General features: G+C 37.4%; 18 protein-coding genes. 12 read left to right on the top strand and 6 right to left on the bottom strand.

Annotated elements, in window-relative coordinates; genetic code table 11:
• Nucleotides 1–40 precede the first annotated feature (40 nt).
• The 3 genes from H9632_RS03670 to H9632_RS03660 are packed head-to-tail and all read left to right on the top strand — an operon-like array spanning nucleotide 41 to nucleotide 3,142.
• Complete coding sequence (locus H9632_RS03670; protein ID WP_191702764.1) at nucleotides 41–583, top strand: lysophospholipid acyltransferase family protein; 543 nt, start codon at nucleotides 41–43, stop codon at nucleotides 581–583.
• 13 nt (nucleotides 584–596) lie between these two features.
• Nucleotides 597–1,697 carry a glycosyltransferase gene (locus H9632_RS03665; RefSeq protein ID WP_191702763.1) on the top strand — a complete coding sequence of 367 codons (1,101 nt, stop codon included), beginning with the start codon at nucleotides 597–599 and terminating at the stop codon, nucleotides 1,695–1,697.
• Nucleotides 1,694–3,142, top strand: a complete 1,449-nt coding sequence (locus tag H9632_RS03660; protein ID WP_191702762.1) for a phytoene desaturase family protein — start codon at nucleotides 1,694–1,696, stop codon at nucleotides 3,140–3,142. The genes H9632_RS03665 and H9632_RS03660 overlap by 4 nt, the downstream gene beginning before the upstream one ends.
• An 8-nt stretch (nucleotides 3,143–3,150) precedes the next feature.
• Here the strand turns inward: H9632_RS03660 and H9632_RS03655 are convergent, their stop codons facing one another.
• Nucleotides 3,151–3,714 carry a GNAT family N-acetyltransferase gene (locus H9632_RS03655; protein WP_191702761.1) on the bottom strand — a complete coding sequence of 188 codons (564 nt, stop codon included), beginning with the start codon at nucleotides 3,712–3,714 and terminating at the stop codon, nucleotides 3,151–3,153.
• Between the two features lie 212 nt (nucleotides 3,715–3,926).
• Between H9632_RS03655 and H9632_RS03650 the strand changes: the two genes are divergently transcribed.
• Genes H9632_RS03650 through H9632_RS03640 form a run of 3 tightly spaced genes read left to right on the top strand, consistent with a single transcriptional unit; the run spans nucleotide 3,927 to nucleotide 6,425 of the window.
• Nucleotides 3,927–4,700 (top strand): ABC transporter ATP-binding protein, encoded by a 774-nt coding sequence (locus tag H9632_RS03650; RefSeq protein ID WP_191702760.1) that lies wholly within the window; start codon nucleotides 3,927–3,929, stop codon nucleotides 4,698–4,700.
• Nucleotides 4,701–4,713: 13 nt separating this feature from the next.
• Nucleotides 4,714–5,643, top strand: a complete 930-nt coding sequence (locus H9632_RS03645; protein ID WP_191702759.1) for an ABC transporter substrate-binding protein — start codon at nucleotides 4,714–4,716, stop codon at nucleotides 5,641–5,643.
• Nucleotides 5,644–5,663: 20 nt separating this feature from the next.
• Complete coding sequence (locus H9632_RS03640; protein WP_191702758.1) at nucleotides 5,664–6,425, top strand: ABC transporter permease; 762 nt, start codon at nucleotides 5,664–5,666, stop codon at nucleotides 6,423–6,425.
• A 16-nt stretch (nucleotides 6,426–6,441) separates the two neighbouring features.
• Here H9632_RS03640 and H9632_RS03635 read toward each other — a convergent pair whose 3' ends face one another.
• The gene (locus tag H9632_RS03635; RefSeq protein WP_191702757.1) at nucleotides 6,442–6,870 is read right to left on the bottom strand and encodes a winged helix-turn-helix transcriptional regulator; all 429 of its coding nucleotides are present in this window, start codon (nucleotides 6,868–6,870) and stop codon (nucleotides 6,442–6,444) included.
• Between the two features lie 207 nt (nucleotides 6,871–7,077).
• Between H9632_RS03635 and H9632_RS03630 the strand changes: the two genes are divergently transcribed.
• From H9632_RS03630 to H9632_RS03620, 3 genes are all read left to right on the top strand, one after another.
• On the top strand, nucleotides 7,078–7,593 hold the full coding sequence (locus tag H9632_RS03630; RefSeq protein ID WP_191702756.1) for a DUF4242 domain-containing protein: 516 nt from the start codon (nucleotides 7,078–7,080) through the stop codon (nucleotides 7,591–7,593).
• Between the two features lie 20 nt (nucleotides 7,594–7,613).
• Nucleotides 7,614–8,657, top strand: coding sequence for an acyl-CoA dehydrogenase family protein (locus H9632_RS03625; protein ID WP_191702755.1), 1,044 nt, complete (start codon nucleotides 7,614–7,616; stop codon nucleotides 8,655–8,657).
• A 222-nt stretch (nucleotides 8,658–8,879) separates the two neighbouring features.
• On the top strand, nucleotides 8,880–12,077 hold the full coding sequence (locus H9632_RS03620) for a DEAD/DEAH box helicase (protein ID WP_191702754.1): 3,198 nt from the start codon (nucleotides 8,880–8,882) through the stop codon (nucleotides 12,075–12,077).
• Nucleotides 12,078–12,181: 104 nt separating this feature from the next.
• Here the strand turns inward: H9632_RS03620 and H9632_RS03615 are convergent, their stop codons facing one another.
• Together H9632_RS03615 and H9632_RS03610 are read right to left on the bottom strand one after the other, a co-directional pair.
• Complete coding sequence (locus tag H9632_RS03615) at nucleotides 12,182–12,631, bottom strand: universal stress protein (RefSeq protein ID WP_191700390.1); 450 nt, start codon at nucleotides 12,629–12,631, stop codon at nucleotides 12,182–12,184.
• A 136-nt stretch (nucleotides 12,632–12,767) separates the two neighbouring features.
• Nucleotides 12,768–13,364 carry a biotin transporter BioY gene (locus tag H9632_RS03610; RefSeq protein WP_191702753.1) on the bottom strand — a complete coding sequence of 199 codons (597 nt, stop codon included), beginning with the start codon at nucleotides 13,362–13,364 and terminating at the stop codon, nucleotides 12,768–12,770.
• A 205-nt stretch (nucleotides 13,365–13,569) separates the two neighbouring features.
• Between H9632_RS03610 and H9632_RS03605 the strand changes: the two genes are divergently transcribed.
• The 3 genes from H9632_RS03605 (at nucleotide 13,570) to H9632_RS03595 (ending at nucleotide 16,798) form a co-directional block, all read left to right on the top strand.
• Complete coding sequence (locus tag H9632_RS03605; protein WP_191702752.1) at nucleotides 13,570–15,033, top strand: protein adenylyltransferase SelO; 1,464 nt, start codon at nucleotides 13,570–13,572, stop codon at nucleotides 15,031–15,033.
• 147 nt (nucleotides 15,034–15,180) lie between these two features.
• A complete protein-coding gene (locus H9632_RS03600) occupies nucleotides 15,181–15,678 on the top strand; it encodes an RNA polymerase sigma factor (protein WP_191702751.1) in 498 nt (165 codons plus the stop codon).
• Nucleotides 15,665–16,798: a hypothetical protein gene (locus H9632_RS03595; RefSeq protein ID WP_191702750.1), complete on the top strand. Its 1,134-nt coding sequence runs from the start codon at nucleotides 15,665–15,667 to the stop codon at nucleotides 16,796–16,798. Before H9632_RS03600 ends, H9632_RS03595 begins: the two co-directional genes overlap by 14 nt.
• A 38-nt stretch (nucleotides 16,799–16,836) precedes the next feature.
• Here H9632_RS03595 and nspC read toward each other — a convergent pair whose 3' ends face one another.
• Nucleotides 16,837–18,027: a carboxynorspermidine decarboxylase gene (gene nspC, locus H9632_RS03590; RefSeq protein ID WP_191702749.1), complete on the bottom strand. Its 1,191-nt coding sequence runs from the start codon at nucleotides 18,025–18,027 to the stop codon at nucleotides 16,837–16,839.
• Nucleotides 18,027–19,256, bottom strand: coding sequence for a saccharopine dehydrogenase family protein (locus tag H9632_RS03585; protein WP_191702748.1), 1,230 nt, complete (start codon nucleotides 19,254–19,256; stop codon nucleotides 18,027–18,029). Before H9632_RS03585 ends, nspC begins: the two co-directional genes overlap by 1 nt.
• Nucleotides 19,257–19,268: the final 12 nt, after the last annotated feature.

Here is a 19,268-nt window from a genome sequence, read left to right as displayed (position 1 = left end):
GCGAAGTTTTGCTCATATTTGTATAAAGGCGGATTTCCCTATGCCCAGCAATGCACTATATATTGCTAATCACAGTTCCTGGTGGGATGGTCTGCTTTTGTTTGAATTGGAACAAAGGGGATATATTCCAAATCTATTTGTCATGGTAGATGAGCAGGGAATAAAGAAATTCCCAATTTTTCAATGGATAGGTGCGTATTCAGTTAATCAACAAAACCCGAAACATATTATAGAATCCATCCGCTATACGAAAAGTCTATTACAGGATGGAAAAAATATTTGTATATTTCCTCAAGGAAAGGAATGGCATTTAGAACAAAGGCCACTTTACTTTCAACAAGGTGCAGCAATGATTGCCAAGCAAATGAAAGGTATTTCGGTCGTTCCTATAACTTTTTACTATACATTTCGGAATGAACGAAAAGCTGAAGTGTGGATTGATATCGGAAAACCAATTCAATATGAAGATAAATGGAGTCGAGAACAGATGACACAATATTTTGAAGAGGTAGTCACGGAGCAGTTAAATGCTCTGAAAAAAGATGTTGTTCAAAATGATTATACAAGTTTCATAAAAGTATGATGAGGTGACTAGGATGCTATTTATTTACTGTATTGTGTTAAGTATTTTTGTCATTTGGACAATTTTGAATGGCTTGTTTTTACCTCGAATTAAAAAAGGGCATGGGGAAAATCTAGATCGTATTTCCATTCTTATTCCTATGCGTAATGAGCAACGAAATGTAAAACAGTGCATCTCCATGCTAAAGCAACTTACATATCCACAGCTAGAGTTCATCATTTATAATGATCAATCAACCGACTTAACTGGACAAATGCTATATCAGGAAATTGAAGGTGATGCGCGCTTTCGTGTGATAGAGGGAGTGGAGTTGCCGTCTAATTGGGTAGGGAAAGTGCATGCCTGTCATCAGCTACAGCGAGTAGCCACTGGAAAATATTTAGCGTTTATTGATGCAGACGTAACCTTGTCATCACACATCTTTGAAAAAGTAGTTCCACTTATGAGGGAAAACAAAATTGGTCTAATTACCGGGTTTCCGCATTTTATGTATTCTAATTGGCTGGATCGGCTTGTACTTCCGATGATGCATTTTCTTGTGAATTTTCATTTGCCTGTTGCTCTGGCGAATTATACGAAATGGCCGGCTGCTACGGCTGCCAATGGGACATTTTTATTTTTCGAACGAGAAGCTTATGAGAAAATGGGTGGTCATCTTGTAGTGAAAAACTCTCTATTGGAAGATGTGGAAATAGCGCGGGCGATGAAAAAATCAGGAATGCGGGTGTTATTAGTTAATCTTAGTAAAGACAGTTCATGTAAGATGTACACTAGCGCGTTTGAAACGTGGCAAGGTTTTTCTAAAAATACATTTAATGGCCTAAATTATTCTTTTAGAAATGCCGTGCTGTTTGTCCTTTTTTATAGTGTGACTTATGTGTTTCCGCTAGTGCTTCTTATTAATAGTATTGTTTTTTCTAATTGGCTGTATGCTATACCGTATATTTTGATTGTTATTCAAAGAATGGTTTCCGACTTCAAAAGCAAGACACCCTTATATTACGCATTGTTCATGCCACTCTCTTCATTGGCAATGCTAATTATTTTGTGTAATTCAATTTATTTGTATCAAACGAAACGATCGTATGTTTGGAAGGGACGTGAATACGGATGAAGAAAGTAGCGGTAATTGGCGGCGGTCTAGGGGGGCTATCCGCAGCTATAACACTTGCGAATGCAGGCATGGATGTTACAGTATTTGAAAAAAATAAAGAATTGGGCGGAAAAATGCGCTCAATAGATCTCGGTACGCATCATTTTGATTTTGGACCAAATACGATTACAATGCGCCCTGTCTTTCAGCAGGTATTAGCACAAACTGGCGTAGATCCGGATGATTATTTAAATTTTATCCCTTTACGAGTTCATATGAAGAATGTAAGTTCGAAAGGAGAAGTATTATATTTTTCCAACGACCAGCAATATATGATTGAGCAAATTAAAAAGATTTCTTTAAGTGACGCGAAAAATTATCCTGCTTTTATTACGGAAATTTCAAGAATCTACTTTTTGGCACAGCGTCATTTTTTGCAAACAACATTTACGAGCTGGCGAGACTATATGAAACCATCATTACTATCGGCGCTAGTAAAAGTACGGCCTTTTGAAACTTTGGACCAATTTATAAGAAAGTATTTTCAGCATCCGTTTATCGTTCAATGTTTTTTACGCTATGCGACATATATTGGTTCATCGCCATACATAATGCCTGCAACATTTGCAATGATTGCTTATTTGGAATTGGTTGATGGTGTCGATTACGTTGAAGGTGGAACATCAAAGATTGCGCAAGCATTTACAACCCGTGCTAAGCAGCTAGGTGTGAAATTTCATGTAGGGTGTGAAGTGACAAAAGTTAAATATGGAAAGACTCAAATTCACAGTATTATCGATCAGTATGGAAATACACATACAGTCGATGCTGTCTTTATGAATTCAGATCGATTAAGTGATTTATTTGAGCTTGATGAAGTTAAAAAAGATATTCAGCCATCCAGTTCAGCATTTGTCTTATTGCTTGGGCTTAATAAACGGATTGAAGGGTTGCATCATCATAATGTCTATTTTCCTGAAAACTATGAATTGGAGTTTGACGCACTCTTTTCAGATCACTATGTTGAAGATCCCACAATTTATATTTGTAATTCTTCCTATACCGATCCTTCCATTTCACCAAGTGGAGATAATTTGCTGATTTTAGTTAATGCCCCTCCAACCCAAAATGGAACTTTACAAATTGATTCGCAGAAATATCGCCAACAAATAATCATACAGTTAAAGGACCTTGGTCTTGATATCGAAGATGCTATTGTGGAGGAAAAAGTAATAACACCCGAGTATTTAGAGAAGGAATTTTATGCATTTCGAGGGGCATTGTATGGAGCTGCATCCAATTCAGTAAAATCTGCATTTTTTAGACCGAGTAATCGGCATGCAAAGCTGAAAAATTTATATTTTGTTGGAGGGACAGTACATCCAGGTGGGGGGTCTCCACTTGTCACACTTGGAGGCATGAATGTGGCAAAAAAATATATAGCAGAAAAAGGTCAGGAAAATTAGAGATACCTCTAAATTTCCTGACCTTTTTGTGTAATGTATAAATAATTTAAGTAGTCTTCTTTTAAAATTGCATTTAAAACACAAGGCTGTTTTTGTCTCTCTTCCAATAGTAAATGTTCTTCTGGAAATTGCTGTTCAACATTTAAGGAGATGAACGGTAATTTTTCCTGTGCTTTTTGTGAACGGATATTAACAGTACGGGCACCTGCAAACACAACATCCAATTTCAGCTGCTCAAATGCAATTTTTAAAATTTCAATTTTCGACGGCAAATTATAGCCAAGCCCCCAAAACTCAAAACCAATCCAGCTACCGATGTGACAAAGTTTTTTATGTTGATCAATAAACATTAGTGTCGTAATACCAACTAATTTTTCTTCCTCATTAAGAATTACACGAGAAACCGTCTTTCCTTCAGATTCTTCTATTAAATTATTAATAATAAAATTTTCCGTATCTTCTATGGATTGAGTAGGTAAACCAAGTGCATTTTTTACTTCGGGTGCCTGAGATAAACGATGTATTTCCTTCGCATAACGAAGATCATGGGGAACTAACTTCACTTTTTTCATTTTGTTTCAACCTCACTTTTTAAATGAACTACCATCACTATGTAGATAACTATATATTGTTCCATTTTATATTATATTCATAAAATAACCGACAATTTTTTAGAAAATAAAAATAAATTGAAAAATAAGGTTGTTTTATTTAAGTAAGTATAATAATATAACTCATATAATATAAAACCGAGTTGAATAATCGGCATTGGGGTGAAAGGTAATTGTCTTCAGTAATGATTGATATTAGGAATGTAAGTAAGTCTTATAGTGAACAGGGTCCGACAGTACTGCAGGATATTTCTTTCGATATAAAAAAAGGTGAAGTTATCGCAATTTTAGGAAAAAGCGGCTGTGGAAAAAGTACATTGCTTAATTGTATAGGTGGCTTTGAAGCGGTAAACAATGGCCAAATCTTGCTCGATGAAGTGTCTATCAGGAAACCGAGTAAGCGATGCATTATGCTGATGCAAAACTATGGGTTACTGCCATGGCGCTCTGTCCGAAAAAATGTAGAGTTAGGCATTGAAAATATAAGTTTATCAAAGCAGGAAATATCTGAAAGAACTCTACATTATTTACGAATGGTTGGATTAGAGGATCGGGCCAATGCTCTCCCAAGTGAATTATCTGGTGGGATGCAGCAACGAGTTGCTATTGCACGTGCCCTGGCGATGCAGCCAGAGGTCATTTTAATGGATGAACCATTCGGTGCGCTCGATACATTTACACGCTACTATTTACAGGATGAATTAATGCAAATTCAGCGTCGAGAAAAGATGACAATTGTTTTAGTAACACATGATATTGATGAAGCCATTTATTTGGCAGACCGCATATTAATTATGAAGCCAAATCCTGGGGAGATTCATAAGGAAATTGTATTGAGATTGCCAAAGGAACGAAATCGTGCCGATGCAGACTTTCAGCATTATAGGGAACTAATTTTTAATGAATTTCAATTTACTCATGAAACAACGATAGAATTTAATATTTAAGGGGGGGTAGTGGATGAAAAAGATATTTTTAATAATGACAATGTTATTTGTTACATTTTTAGCTGCATGCGGAAATAATTCTGCAGTCGATGGTGAAAAACCAACAATAAAAATTGGGTATTTACCGATTACACATGCGGTGCCTTTATATATGCAGAATGATGAGAACTATGAGGATTATAATTTAGAGCTAGTAAAGTTTGGTTCTTGGCCAGAACTAATGGATGCACTTAATACGGGAGCAATCGATGGGGCATCCGTACTAATCCAATTAGCTATGAATGCAAAGGAAAAAGGCATTGATTTAAAAGCAGTGGCACTCGGTCATCGAGATGGCAATGTTTTAATTGCAGGTAATGATATTAATTCTGTTGAAGAACTCGTCGGGAAATCCTTTGCCATCCCAAGCAGATTTTCCACACATAATATTTTGTTGTATGAAATGCTGGAAAAACATGGCATTGCCTATGATGAAGTTGATGTAATCGAACTACCGCCAGCAGAAATGCCTGCAGCTTTAGCAGAAGGGCGAATTGCCGGCTATGTTGTAGCTGAACCATTTGGAGCGATTTCTGTAGCACTTGAAAATGGCAAAGTATTGTATCAGTCAGAAGAAATATGGAAAGATTCCATCGATTGTGGCTTAGTATTGAGAGGTAAATTTATTGACGACAATAAAGAATTGGCCGACAAATTTGTTAACGACTATGTAGCAGGTGGAGAGCTTGCACAAGGAAAAGACGAACATATGCATGAAGTAGTCGGGCAATATTTAACAGTGGATCAAAATGTTTTGGATATTTCTCTTGATTGGATTTCATATGACAATTTAAGTATTGAACAAGAAAGCTATGCTATTTTACGTGATGCATTAATGGAAATGGGATTATCTGTTAATCCACCATCCTACGAAGACTTTGTTGATGATAGCTTTGTAAATTAATAGAGGAATGGAGGGATATTATGGCCAAAGTGAAAAAACTGTCACCGATTGCGATTGGCTTTATTCTGCTTCTTGTCTTCTGGCAATTTGCAATCTTCATCGGTGGCCATCAGTCAGCACTCTTCCCTCCACCTTTAAAAGTGGGGGAAGCATTATTAGCAATCATTTCGGATGGTTCTTTGTTTGCTCATATTCAAATTAGTTTATTTCGATTTTTCTCGGGTTATTTAGCAGCAGTAATTGTGGCCGTCATTTTAGGGCTTCTACTAGGTAGATCGATGCTCGTATGGAAAGTAGTGGACCCAATTGTTCAAGTATTGCGTCCGGTTTCTCCAATTGCATGGTCACCTTTTATCGTATTATGGTTTGGCATTGGCAATATGCCCGCGATTGTCATAATTTTTATAGCTGCTTTTTTCCCGGTCCTTTTATCGACCGTATCAGCTGTCAAAAAAGTCGACAGAACATATTTACGTATTGCCTCCAATTTTGAAATGAGCCCGTTTGAAACATTACGGAAAATAGTATTACCGGCATCATTCCCGATGATTGCAAATGGTTTGCATATGGCGTTAGGTTCTGCGTGGATCTTCCTTGTAGCGGGTGAAATGGTCGGTGCGCAATCAGGGTTAGGGTTTTTAATCATTGATGCAAGAAATTCTTTAAGTCTTGATTTAGTAATGGCTTGTATCGTTGTCATTGGGGTTCTTGGATTAGCGTTAGATAAAGGCATTCATTATTTTGAAAGTTGGGTCAATCGCATTTGGGGCAGCGCAAAATAAAACTGCCTAAAAATTTTTAGACAGTTTTTAAAGGTCGTATTTGAATATTGTCGATTCGATCACCCGTTTTAGTAGAGTAATAACCAATTTCAACCCGGTTTTCATCAGGATCGACAATTTCTTTATAACAAGTTTCAAGATGCTCGGCTCCCCAAATAATCATCGCATTAAATACATGCTCAAGGGCAGTGCCTTTTTCGGTTAATGTATAGCGATAGCGAGGTGGGTGAGCAACATAAAGCTCGCTCTGGACTATATGGGCTTCTTCTAATTCCTTTAAACGATTCGAAAGAACGTTTGCCGAAAGTCCGGGAAGCTTGAGCTTAATATCATTGAAATTTGTTTCACCTATTAGAAGTTCGTGGATGATTAGAAGTGTCCATCTATCCCCGAGAATATTTAATGTTTGTGCAATGTTACAAGGTAAATCATAACGAGTTTTCATGCTTATGCCTCCTTCGTACTTAGTATAAACATTAATTTTATGCAAAGCGAGTTAATTTTTTTAACTTTCAAAGGAGCTTGAAACTTTCAACATGCTGTACCTAATGATGAATAGGTGCAATTGATAATTGATATTCATAGTGCGCTCTAATTTAATCGCCTATTTGAATATAAAGAAATTTAACATTAACTACTAGGAGGAATTTAAATGAGTTTATATTTAGTGGAATCAACAATTAATGAAGTATCTTCAAAAGAGGCATTTTCGGCATTGGTAGATAAAGTGCACGCGACAAAAGATGTAGGGGTTATCGAAGTACAAGTAGCGAAGGATTTTTCACGTGGCTATTTCATTATTGAAGCAACTGAAGAAGAAGCAGTAAAAGAAGCTTTACAATCACAAGGTGTTTCGATCGACTTAATTAAAGAAGTTCGTTTAATCGGTAAAGAATTAGATGAAGTAAAAGCTGGTGGAGAGCAAGTAAATTATTTAGTTGAGTGGGAAATCCCTGCTGAAATCACGATGGAAAAATATTTGGAACGCAAAAAGAAAAACTCTGTAAAGTATGAAGAAGTACCTGATGTAAAATTCTCTCGTACGTATGTATGTGAAGATATGACAAAGTGCTTATGCTTCTATGATGCACCAGACGAAGCAGCTGTAAAACGTGCACGCGAAGCAGTACAAACACCGATTACATCGCTAACGGAACTATCGGACTAAAAGGAAAGGATGCGGAGAGAATGGCATTGAACAAACAATTATTAGCGCAAATCATCGAGGACAAACTAAAACCTTTAGTAAAGAAAGTCGATGAGCAGGCACATTATGCAGAAAGCTATATTTTAGCGTTAGGCGAGGGTGGATTTTTTCAATCGGCAAATAAAGATCAATCAAGTTTATTAGTAGATGAAGCGACAGTTGTCCGTGAAACGGCAAAGGTATGTATGACAACAGCGTTTTGTGTTTGGTGCCATTTAGCCGCATTAACTTACTTACGAAATAGTGATAATGCCTATTTGAAAAATGAAGTGTTGCCCCAATTAGAAAATGGCCGTAAGTTAGGGGCAACAGGTTTATCAAATGCAATGAAATACTATTCAGGTCTGGAGAAGCTTCATTTAACTGCCGAAAAGACAGAAGAAGGCTATATTATTAACGGAACACTACCAGCTGTATCAAATTTAGGGAAGCGCCATTATTTTGGTGCGATTGCTACAATTGATACTCGGGAAGTGATGGTGCTCGTTTCAACAGATGCATCAGGTTTGGAAATGACCGAACGACTTGGGTTTATCGGGGTAAATGGAAGTGCAACATATACTTGTAAATTTGAGAATGTACTAATTCCAAATGATTTTGTTATATCGGAGGATGCAAAAGCATTTTGCGATATTATACGCCCGACATTCATTTACTACCAAGTTCCGCTTGGTGCCGGTGTTATAGCTGCAGCAGCTGATGGCATTGAAAAGGTAAAAGCAAAGCAAAATGGCTGTAATGACTTTTTGAAAGTACAGGCAACTGAACTACGTAGCCATCATGAAAGAATTGAAGCGGAGTTAACTCAATTAGCAAACAATTTAACACTAAAAGATGTAGTAAATACGCGTTTACAGGCAGTCCATGATACATTAGCTGCAGTGCAGGCAAATATGATTCATAATGGTGCAGCGGGCTATGTAGCCGGTAGCGTACCTTCTCGCAAACTGCGTGAAGCATACTTCTTTGCAAATTTAACGCCAACTGTCCGTCATTTAGAAAAAATAAAATCAAATTTCACTTAAGTAAAAAGGGGCTATCCAGTTAGCCCCCTTTTTTAGTTTATTCTTCTTTTCAATCCTCCAGCGAATCAATCCCCAGGTTGCCAATCGAGCGCTTCACAAATCGCTTCCAGTTTAGAAATGCAATAACTGAAAAACTGGAATTAATTTTCTGTGAATTGCTTCGAACTAGTAATTCAATGTACTACATGAGAAAATGAACTAAAAAGAAAAAGGGGGATCGGCATGGATATTAAACTTTCGGAAAAACAGATAAAAGATCTATGCGGGACCGTTTCTTTTAAAAAAGGGCATACTTTTTATCAAACAGGAAAAGTGAATTTCCTGCAATATACGGATACATTTGGGGAAGCCGTTGTGAAAAGTACAGAACAATTCGTTGTCCGTGTTGAAAAAGAAAGTACAGGTAAAGTTAAAACCTCTTGTAGCTGCCCGACGTTAGGGGACTTCAGTAAAAGCTGCCAACATGTGGCGGCAGTACTGATTGCTATTTTAAACCGCAATAAAAAAACATCACCTTCTTCGCTAACTATTCCGCTTGAGGAGAACGTAGATTTAAAAAATAGCTTTCTTTCAATTTTCAAAGAGCAGACAGTGCAAACAAGTCGTCAGCAACGTCACTTTGAAAAGCGTGAAATAATGGACGTACATTTTTTATTGACCCCCGTTCAACTTTCCGTAGAAGAGACGCTTTTTGCGATAAATCTCCAAGTGAATGGGGAGCACATTTTATCTATTCGTGAATTTTTAACGCATATAAAAAATAAAAAAACTTACCGCATTTCAGAAAGCACGGTATATAATTTTGAGGAATTCTGCTTCGAAGTACAGCACGATGCTATATTACAACTCCTTATTAAAATAGTAGAAGATGATGCACTATATAGAGAGACATTGCAATATAAGCAAATTCATTTTCAGGAGCATCTACTAATCATTCCGCCATCATCATGGCATCTCCTTGTACCACTACTCTTGAATATAGAAGATGTATCACTGTTTTATCAAAATGAAAGCTACAGTAAAGTGAAGATTTTAACACGTCCTACAGCGCTGCGTTTTAATATTCAGGCAAAAGGGGAGCATTATGAGCTTAATATAGAAGGAATTGAACGGACGGTCCTACTGCCTGGTTATCGATTAGTGCTCTTTAACGGAGAAATGACACAAATCAGCGATGAAAGTGTGATGCAACTTCTGGAATTAAAGAAAATGCTCCAGCAACAATCCACGCTAACGATTGAGCAATCACATTGGGACTACTTTTTAGAAAAGATTATTCCGAAACTGAAAAAAATAGGTACTGTGACAATGGATAGAGAGCTTTCATTACAGCAAATGCAAACACCATTAGTCGTCAATGTTTATTTAGACCGTGTAAAAAATCGCTTTCTAGCAGGTTTGGAGTTTCAATATGGGCAGTTTGTTATTCAACCATTAAGTGAATATGACATATCGGATGAAGTGCTAATTATTCGAGATATTGAAAAGGAGTCGACTATTTTAGCGTTAATGGATGAAAGTGGCTTTACGAAAACAGATGGCGGTTACTATATGCAAAATGAGGAGCTCGAATATAATTTTTTATTCCATCAACTTCCGAAATTAACAAAGCTTGCTCAAATTTATGCAACAAATTCTGTTAAATTACGTATTGCAAAAGAAAATAACTTCCCTAAAATTCGAGTAAATGTACAAAAGGAACGGACAAATTGGCTTGAATTTAAATTTGAAATGGATGGGGTTTCAAATAACCAGATTAAAGAAATATTAGCGGCTATTAAAGTGAAGCAAAAATATTACCGACTGAAAGATGGAGCATTGCTGTCATTGGAAACGCGGGAAATAGAAGAAATTCAGCGCTTTTTAAGAGCGATTCCAGCACAAGATGATGAATACGAATTAACGTTTAACATGCCGATTTTAGATAGCTTGCCGTTTTTGGAGCAATTTGAAGAGAGTACAATTTTTGAAGCGGAACAATCGTTTAAAGAATTTACAGGACAATTGTTAAATCCAGCATCACTAACATTCGAAGTTCCGGCAAGTCTACAATCTATTCTTAGAGATTATCAAAAGCATGGTTACAATTGGTTAAAATTACTTTCCAATTATGGATTTGGCGGTGTACTGGCAGATGATATGGGACTTGGCAAAACGATTCAAAGTATTGCGTTTGTCGTTTCAGAATTAGATGTAATTCGCGCGAATAAACAACCTGTATTAATCGTTTGTCCATCATCACTTTCTTATAATTGGCTCTATGAGTTCATGCAATTTGCTTCAGAAGTTGAAGCAATTGTTGTGGATGGGGATGTGTCAGAGAGAAGGGCACTGCTGCGAACAATGGAAGAACAAGATGTTGTAATTACGACATATCCGTTATTGCGACGTGATATATCATTTTATGAACGACAACATTTCCATACTGTATTTTTTGATGAGGCACAGGCATTTAAAAATCCGGTTACCCAAACAGCACGTACTGTCAAAAAAATTAACGCGACCAACCGTTTTGCTTTAACGGGTACACCAATTGAAAATTCCTTGTCCGAATTATGGTCCATCTATCGCGTTGTTTTTCCTCAGCTATTCCGGGAGCTAGAGGAATTCCGACATATGCAGCGAAAAGATATTGCACGCAGAGTCCGTCCATTTTTGTTGCGCCGTATGAAAGAACAGGTGCTGGACGAGCTACCTCAAAAAGAGGAGATTATCGAAAAAACAGAACTTTTCCCAGAGCAAAAAGCGTTATATGCAGCGTATTTGGCGAAGTTACGGGTGGATACAATGAAGCATTTAGACAAAGAGACGTTTCATAAAAATCGTATTCGAATTTTGGCTGGCATAACCCGACTACGGCAAATTTGCTGTCACCCGGCCCTATTTGTCGAAGGCTATAAAGGAAGTTCTGCAAAATTTGAGCAGTTGTTTCACCTGTTGGAGCAATCGAAAGCATCAGGACGCCGTGTGCTAATATTTTCGCAGTTTACGCAAATGCTGAAAATGATTGCAACTGAGCTATCCAAGCGTGGAGAATCGTATTTTTACCTGGATGGCCAAACTCCATCAGAGGAACGTGTAGCACTTTGCAATGCTTTTAATAATGGAGAGCGCGATTTGTTTTTAATTTCGTTAAAAGCAGGCGGAACAGGATTGAATTTAACGGGGGCAGATACCGTAATTTTATATGATTTATGGTGGAACCCGGCAGTGGAGGAACAAGCAGCTGACCGTGCGCATCGAATGGGACAAAAGGAAGTTGTACAAGTAATCAAACTCATAACAAATGGGACGATAGAGGAAAAGATGAGCGAACTTCAGCAAAAAAAGAAACTGCTCATTTCCGATATTTTGGATGGAGACGACCAGTCTAACAGTAGATTAACCGAGCAAGACATCCGTGAAATTTTAATGATTTAACTTTTTACGTATGTTAACGTAAGAGGAGCTTTTAAAAGTAAGTTCGCATCGTGCGTAATTTAAAAAGGTTATGAGGACATTAATTAGCCTCATAACCTTTTTCTCTATTTGATAGGTGTACGTACAATTAATACGTCACAAGTTGCATGTCTGACGATTGCTTCAGTACTGGAGCCCATGAACATTTGCTCCATTGCATTTAAGCCTGTTGCACCACAAATAATAATATCTGCAGGCGCATGTTCTGAAAGCTTTTTGGATAAAACATTTTTCGGAGTACCTTTAGTTAAAATCTTATTAACATTTACAATGCCAGCTTCTTTTGCTTCTAATTCATAGCGGTCCAATAACACTTCACCGTGCTTACGGACTAATTCAACCATATTATCATAAAGCATATCAAAAGATGCGGAAAAGCTTGTATCGATTACGTGGATAATATGTAAAGTCGAGCCAATATTACGTTTTGCTACATCAATTGATTTTTGAAAAGCGAGTTCGCCTAACTCAGAGCCATCTACTGCCACAACGATATTTTGATAATGATTTGCCATACGGAATTCCTCCTTTATCAATATGATAAATTATATCAAATAAATAGATTTCGGTATAATGATGGCGCCAAAATATTGTATAAAAAAAGATAAATGTGTCCAGCAAATAGTAATTTCTCTCCATATTTCCAACTGTTTACGATTGTTTAATCGGAAGAATCTTTAAAACTTTTTGAATACGAAAGGCAAAGAATCCTGCAAAAATAGCTAGAATAATATCTTTTGGCATCGGCGGAATCATCCAAAACCAAGCCAGTTTATAGGAAAATCCTTCTGGCGCTGCAGCCCATAATGTATAAGCAAAATACATCCAAGTTGTCCCTAGTATATAATTTATAGCCATCGCTATAAGCGCCGCAATAATATAGGCAAGTCTAGTTTTGTATGTTTCAGCGATTTTACCGGCAATATAGGCACTAACGATAAATGTAACAATAAAACCGAATGTCGGTAGCAAAATTGCTGAGAAGCCACCTGTGAATTTTGAAAAGACCGGTGCACCAGCAAGCCCAATAGCCATGTATACAGTACAAGCAATGGCTCCTTTTTTAGATCCTAGAACCAATCCTGCTAAAATAGCAAAAAAGGTTTGTAATGTAATTGGTACACCACCAACTGTTAAGAAGGGTGCAAATGATGTTATGTTTGCACCAATCATAATTAATGTTGCAAACAAAGCACTGTAAATTAAATCTACTGTTTTAAAGGTTTGTGTTTTGTGAACGGTTTCCATTTTCTAACCCCTTTGTTAACTGGAATATTTTTTTCGGTTAACGTAAATATAAAATGTAAAACGAGTTGTGTCAACTGAAATTTATTTTTGGTTAACTAAAGTGAGGCTAGGTTACATTTTTCGTTTTAAAAGACTGGATTTTGGTTAACTAATCTTAAAAGGTTTATAATAAACGCATCAACTAAAAGAAATGAGGCGAAAAACAATGACAGAAAAAGAAGACAATTTTGGTTTTCGTTTTGATAATAGTTATATGGATTTGCCACAAATGTTTTATACCGAAATAGCGGCAAATAAAGTTACTGCACCAGCGATTGTCATTTTTAATCGTACGCTAGCAGATAGACTGGATTTAGATGCAAATGAATTAAAAGAGCAAGGGGCGGCAATTTTAGCCGGACATGAAATGCCTTCAGGTGCAGCGCAAATTGCCCAAGCATATGCGGGACATCAATTTGGTCATTTCAATATGTTAGGAGATGGACGAGCACTATTAATTGGAGAGCATATTACAAAAGATGGGGAACGCTATGATATTCAATTAAAGGGTTCAGGGCGCACACCGTATTCACGAGGGGGAGACGGAAGAGCGGCATTAGGTCCAATGTTGAGAGAATTTATTATCAGCGAAGCAATGCATGCACTTTCAATTCCTACAACACGTAGCTTAGCGATTGCTGCTACAGGGGATGTTATTTATCGTGAAAAGGCACTTGATGGTGCTGTGTTAACCCGTATAGCGGCTAGTCATTTGCGCGTCGGTACTTTTCAATATGCAGCTCAATTTGGAGAAAGGTCTGACGTAAAAGCATTAGCGGATTATGCGATAGACCGGCACTATCCTGAGATTCGTAAAGCAGATAATCCTTATATTGCATTATTGGAAACGGTATTAGAAAAGCAAGCGGCACTTATTGCAAAATGGCAAAGTGTTGGCTTTATTCACGGTGTAATGAACACGGATAACATGACAATAAGCGGTGAAACAATAGATTATGGTCCATGTGCTTTTATGGATACGTATAACACCTCTACTGTGTTTAGTTCAATTGATACTCAAGGACGTTATGCATATGGTAACCAACCGGCAATTGCTTCATGGAATTTAACACGCTTTGCAGAAAGTTTATTGCCAATAATTCATGAGAATGAAGAAGAGGCGGTTCGTTTAGCGCAAGGTATTCTAGAAAAATTCCCTTCTGTTTATAAAGCACATTATTATAGTGAAATGCGTGAAAAGCTCGGACTTCTCTATCCAGGTGATCAGGATGAACAGCTTATTAATGAGTTGCTTCAGCTAATGGAATACAATGATGCGGATTATACGAATACGTTTCGTTCATTGGCAGAGGGAGAACGACCAAACAATAAACTATTCCAATCAGAACAGTTCAAACAATGGGAAAAAGCTTGGTTCGAGCGTATTGAGCAACAGGACATGACAAAAGAAGAAACTTTACAGGTAATGAAATCGGTTAATCCTGCCGTAATTCCAAGAAATCATTTAGTAGAACAAGCTATAGAAGAATTTGTTGCAGGCAAGCCTTCTATGTTTGCCGAAATGCTGCAAGTCTTATCAAATCCCTATGATACAAATGAACAGCTTTCAAAATATACACAGCCGCCAACAGATGAAGAACCACCATTTGTCAGCTATTGCGGCACATAAAAATTGAGCGCGGTACAACGTTAAAGTTGAAACCGTGCTCTTTTTTTGTATCATAATTAGCCTTGAAGAAATTATTATGGAAGATTTTGAACAATTTTTTAAAAAGCAAACGTCTAAGTTGTAGAATTGAAAAGAGGTGAGTGATCGGTGGAGGAAATTGTAGAACAATATGGAGAATATTTATATCATTTTAGCTATTTATACGTAAAGGATCGTCAACTTGCAGAGGAAATCACACAGGACGTCTTAATGAAGTTTCTGTTACATAAAGAAAATTTCCGTAGTGAAGCTTCACTGAAAACCTATTTAACTCGTATAGCGATTAATTGTTGTCATGATGAGCTACGCAAACAAAAGAGAAAAGCACTTCTAACAAAATTAATACCAATGCGTAAAAATGTGCCTTCAAGTGAACAAGCGTATTTAGAAATAGAAGCTTTTACTACATTAAAACAACATATTTTCGCCTTGCCTGTCCATTATCGTGAGGTCATTATTTTATTTTACTATGAGGAATTTGAGGTATCAGAAATTGCTGATTTACTAATGGTTTCACAAAATACCGTTCGTACAAGAATTCGTCGGGCGAGAGAACTTTTAAAAAATGATCAAGAATTGGAGGAGCTATTTTATGAAGGAATTTAAAAATCAGTTGAAGCGGGAATTGCAGCAGGATGCACCCTATACAAATGAGCTCAAGCAGCGATTGTTACAGACAAAGCGAAAGCCGAAAAAACGCAATTGGCAAGTACTATCGGTTTCTGTTGCGATGTGCTGTTTAATTGGAATGATATTATTGGCACAGTTCTCCCCGTCAAAAAGTGTCCAAACAGCAAATGAAGGAACCCCACTATTGCCGATTATTGATGTTGTTAATGAGTTAGAGGTGATTGAACCCCAAAAAGCGTATTTACTTGGGGAACAATGGATGCTACATGGCTTCCCAATGGTAATTGATGAAGATGCAACCATTACATATGGGGATTATGTAGCCTATTACTCGCCTAATGGGATTGTTGTATCGACAGTGCTCGGTTTAGCGAATGATACGGTGACAATGGATGAGGGGCAAATCCGGGTAAATGGTACGATATTAACTGTTCGAGGTCTTGGAGAGAAAATAGGGGAGGGAGAAAAGAAAGATCCCCTTAAAAACCCGTATTATTTTTATGAATGGGGAATAAAATATACACCTTTTGCCAATGAAACGATAGATACCGCTAAAGATGAACTACTTGTTTACAGTAATGACGATCATCAGCGATTATTAAAAATTAAGAATGCTCAACTAGTGGGCAAGGTGACCGCTATTCAAGCTTCAGATGAATTGGCGCTTACATTGACACCTGAAGAACAAGCTGTGTATGAGGCATTCAAAACGGATTATGAATTGGAACGTTTGCGGGCGATTTCACCGGTTACAATTACTAAAATGTTTTTGTTAAGTGAAATTGAGCAAGATTATGAAACATATGAAGCACTTTTTACAAATGTTGAAAGTAAAGATACACTTGAAGTAAAGCAGTATTATGAAAAAACAAAAGCTGTGCGTCAACAGCTATTTACACCAGAATTAAACCGTATAATGGTTGTAAGTGGCTTTAATGGATTAGAACAGGCTACTTTTGAAGTACGTTCAGAAACGGAAGGCTGGGTTGTTTTTACAGGGGAAAATGGATTACCAGCAGAAGTGAGAATGGTAAAAAACGAGCAAGGTATATGGCAGCCGGCGTTTAGTCGTCCTATTTACTTCCCACTTGAATAAAGAAAAGCAGAAACGTGATAAAACGTTTCTGCTTTTTCTTATGATAAACGACCTTTATAATCTTCAAACTGGAATGAACGAATGACTTTAATTCCTTGTTCATCATTGTACGTGCAAATACTCGGCAAGTTCACACCGTTGAACATATGCGTTTTTACCATTGTATAATGGGCCATGTCAGTAAAGACGATTTTGTCGCCTGCCTGAAGTGGCTCATCGAAAGAGTAATCCCCAATAATATCGCCGGCTAAGCACGTCATCCCACCTAAACGGTACGTATATGCCTTTTCACTTGGCTGACCAGAACCGATAATGTGTGCACGGTATGGCATTTCAAGTGTATCCGGCATATGACAAGTGGCAGAAGAGTCTACAATTGCCAGCTCCATACCGTTATGAACGATATCAAGTACTGTTGCTACTAAATAACCTGTATTCAGTGCAATGGCTTCGCCTGGCTCTAAAATTACTTTCACGTCATATGTTTCTTGAATACGATTGATTAATGACACTAATAGTTCTACGTTATAACCAGGTTTCGTAATATGATGTCCGCCACCGAAGTTAATCCATTTCATCTGATGTAAGTACTTTCCGTATTTTTCTTCAAAATGAACTAAAATACGTTCCAGTACTTCTGCACCTTGTTCGCACATCGCGTGGAAATGAATACCTTCTACACCGTCAAGCTCATCTGGCTTAAATGATTCGAACGGGATACCTAAACGTGAATTAATATAGCATGGATCATATAGTGGTGTTTCCACCTCTGAATAGCCCGGGTTTACACGTAAGCCGATTGAAATATTTTTCTCGTGATTTAACACTTTGTCTTTATATTTGTTTAACTGATCAAAAGAGTTAAATACAATATGGTCGACATATGTTAAATATTCATCAATTTCATGTTCTGCATAAGCAGGGGCATAAGCATGTACTTCCTTGCCGAATTCTTCAAAACCTAAACGAGCTTCAAATAATGAAGAAGACGTAATACCTGCTAAATAATTGCGCGCCATCGGGAATGTTGACCACATTGAAAATCCTTTAAGAGCAAGTAAAATATCACAATTTGTACGATCTTGTACAGATTTTAATAGCTTTAAATTGCGCTCGAGTAATCGCTCGTCAACTACGAATGCTGGAGATGGTGCCTGAGACCAATCAATTCCAGTTTCTTTCGCTAAAGCTTCCTCCATAATAGGCTTTTTCACTTTTAAATCAGCCATTATTTTGTTACTCCGTTAGAAGTGAAGTCTAAGTCAATTAATTCAGGATTTTCAGTTTCGTGCCATGGTAAGCCCCATTTGTTTAAAGCGTCCATGAATGGGTCTGGATTGAAGTCTTCTACATTCCAAACGCCTGGTTTTTGCCATTCACCGTTCATTACAAGCATTGCACCGATCATTGCTGGTACACCAGTTGTATATGAAATCGCTTGTGAACCAACTTCTCTGTAGCATTCTTGGTGATCACATACATTGTATACATAATAAGTTTTCTCTTTACCGTCTTTAATACCGCGAACGATACAGCCGATGTTTGTTTTACCTTTTGTAAGTGGACCTAATGTAGCTGGGTCTGGTAAAACAGCTTTTAAAAATTGGATTGGCTGAATCATTTGTCCTTGGAATTCAATTGGCTCGATAGATGTCATACCTACATTTTCCAAAACGTTTAAATGTGTTAAGTATTTCTCGCCAAATGTCATCCAGAAACGGATTTGTTTTAATCCTTTAATGTTTTTTGCTAAAGATTCTAATTCTTCATGGTATAGAAGGTAGCAATCTTTTTCACCGATTTCCGGTAGGTTATAAACTGTTTTATATTCTAAAGGCTCTGTTTCAACCCACTCGCCATCTTTCCAGAAACGACCGTTCGCAGTAATTTCACGAATGTTGATTTCCGGGTTGAAGTTTGTTGCGAATGGAAGTCCGTGGTCTCCACCGTTAGCATCAACGATATCGATGTAATGAATTTCATCGAAATGATGCTTTTGTGCATGCGCTGTGAATACGCCTGTTACACCTGGGTCAAAACCTGAACCTAGAAGCGCAGTAATGCCTGCTTCTTCAAAACGCTCTTTATACGCCCATTGCCATTTATATTCGAATTTAGCAGTATCTAAAGGCTCGTAGTTTGCTGTATCTACATAATGAGTCTTTGTTGCTAAACATGCATCCATAATAGTTAAGTCTTGATATGGTAAAGCGACATTAATCACCACATCTGGATTAAATCCATTGATTAGGTCAATTAGTTCCTCAGTGTTGTCCGCATCCACCTGTGCTGTATGGATAATCGTTTTCCCACCATCTAATTTTTCTTTTAAAGCATCACATTTAGACTTTGTTCGACTTGCGATCATAATCTCTTCGAATACTTCTGAGTTTTGTACACATTTATGTACGACAACGCTAGCTACTCCGCCAGCTCCAATAATCAATGCTTTACCCAATTTCTTGTCACG

This window comes from Solibacillus merdavium, assembly GCF_014836935.1.
GTDB classification, from domain to species: Bacteria; Bacillota; Bacilli; order Bacillales_A; family Planococcaceae; genus Solibacillus; species Solibacillus ferritrahens.
The sequence above is the reverse complement of the archived record's forward strand: the minus strand, read 5'-3'. Positions and strand labels throughout refer to the sequence as shown.

What these genes read in the sequence shown, in the direction of transcription:
- H9632_RS03595 (WP_191702750.1), top strand. Translation starts at nt 15,665, where the DNA reads ATGAAGGAATTTAAAAATCAGTTGAAGCGGGAATTGCAGCAGGATGCA.
- H9632_RS03625 (WP_191702755.1), top strand. Translation starts at nt 7,614, where the DNA reads ATGGCATTGAACAAACAATTATTAGCGCAAATCATCGAGGACAAACTA.
- H9632_RS03615 (WP_191700390.1), bottom strand. Translation starts at nt 12,631, where the DNA reads ATGGCAAATCATTATCAAAATATCGTTGTGGCAGTAGATGGCTCTGAG.
- H9632_RS03655 (WP_191702761.1), bottom strand. Translation starts at nt 3,714, where the DNA reads ATGAAAAAAGTGAAGTTAGTTCCCCATGATCTTCGTTATGCGAAGGAA.
- H9632_RS03635 (WP_191702757.1), bottom strand. Translation starts at nt 6,870, where the DNA reads ATGAAAACTCGTTATGATTTACCTTGTAACATTGCACAAACATTAAAT.
- H9632_RS03605 (WP_191702752.1), top strand. Translation starts at nt 13,570, where the DNA reads ATGACAGAAAAAGAAGACAATTTTGGTTTTCGTTTTGATAATAGTTAT.
- H9632_RS03645 (WP_191702759.1), top strand. Translation starts at nt 4,714, where the DNA reads ATGAAAAAGATATTTTTAATAATGACAATGTTATTTGTTACATTTTTA.
- H9632_RS03660 (WP_191702762.1), top strand. Translation starts at nt 1,694, where the DNA reads ATGAAGAAAGTAGCGGTAATTGGCGGCGGTCTAGGGGGGCTATCCGCA.
- H9632_RS03630 (WP_191702756.1), top strand. Translation starts at nt 7,078, where the DNA reads ATGAGTTTATATTTAGTGGAATCAACAATTAATGAAGTATCTTCAAAA.
- nspC (WP_191702749.1), bottom strand. Translation starts at nt 18,027, where the DNA reads ATGGCTGATTTAAAAGTGAAAAAGCCTATTATGGAGGAAGCTTTAGCG.
- H9632_RS03620 (WP_191702754.1), top strand. Translation starts at nt 8,880, where the DNA reads ATGGATATTAAACTTTCGGAAAAACAGATAAAAGATCTATGCGGGACC.
- H9632_RS03665 (WP_191702763.1), top strand. Translation starts at nt 597, where the DNA reads ATGCTATTTATTTACTGTATTGTGTTAAGTATTTTTGTCATTTGGACA.
- H9632_RS03610 (WP_191702753.1), bottom strand. Translation starts at nt 13,364, where the DNA reads ATGGAAACCGTTCACAAAACACAAACCTTTAAAACAGTAGATTTAATT.
- H9632_RS03670 (WP_191702764.1), top strand. Translation starts at nt 41, where the DNA reads ATGCCCAGCAATGCACTATATATTGCTAATCACAGTTCCTGGTGGGAT.
- H9632_RS03640 (WP_191702758.1), top strand. Translation starts at nt 5,664, where the DNA reads ATGGCCAAAGTGAAAAAACTGTCACCGATTGCGATTGGCTTTATTCTG.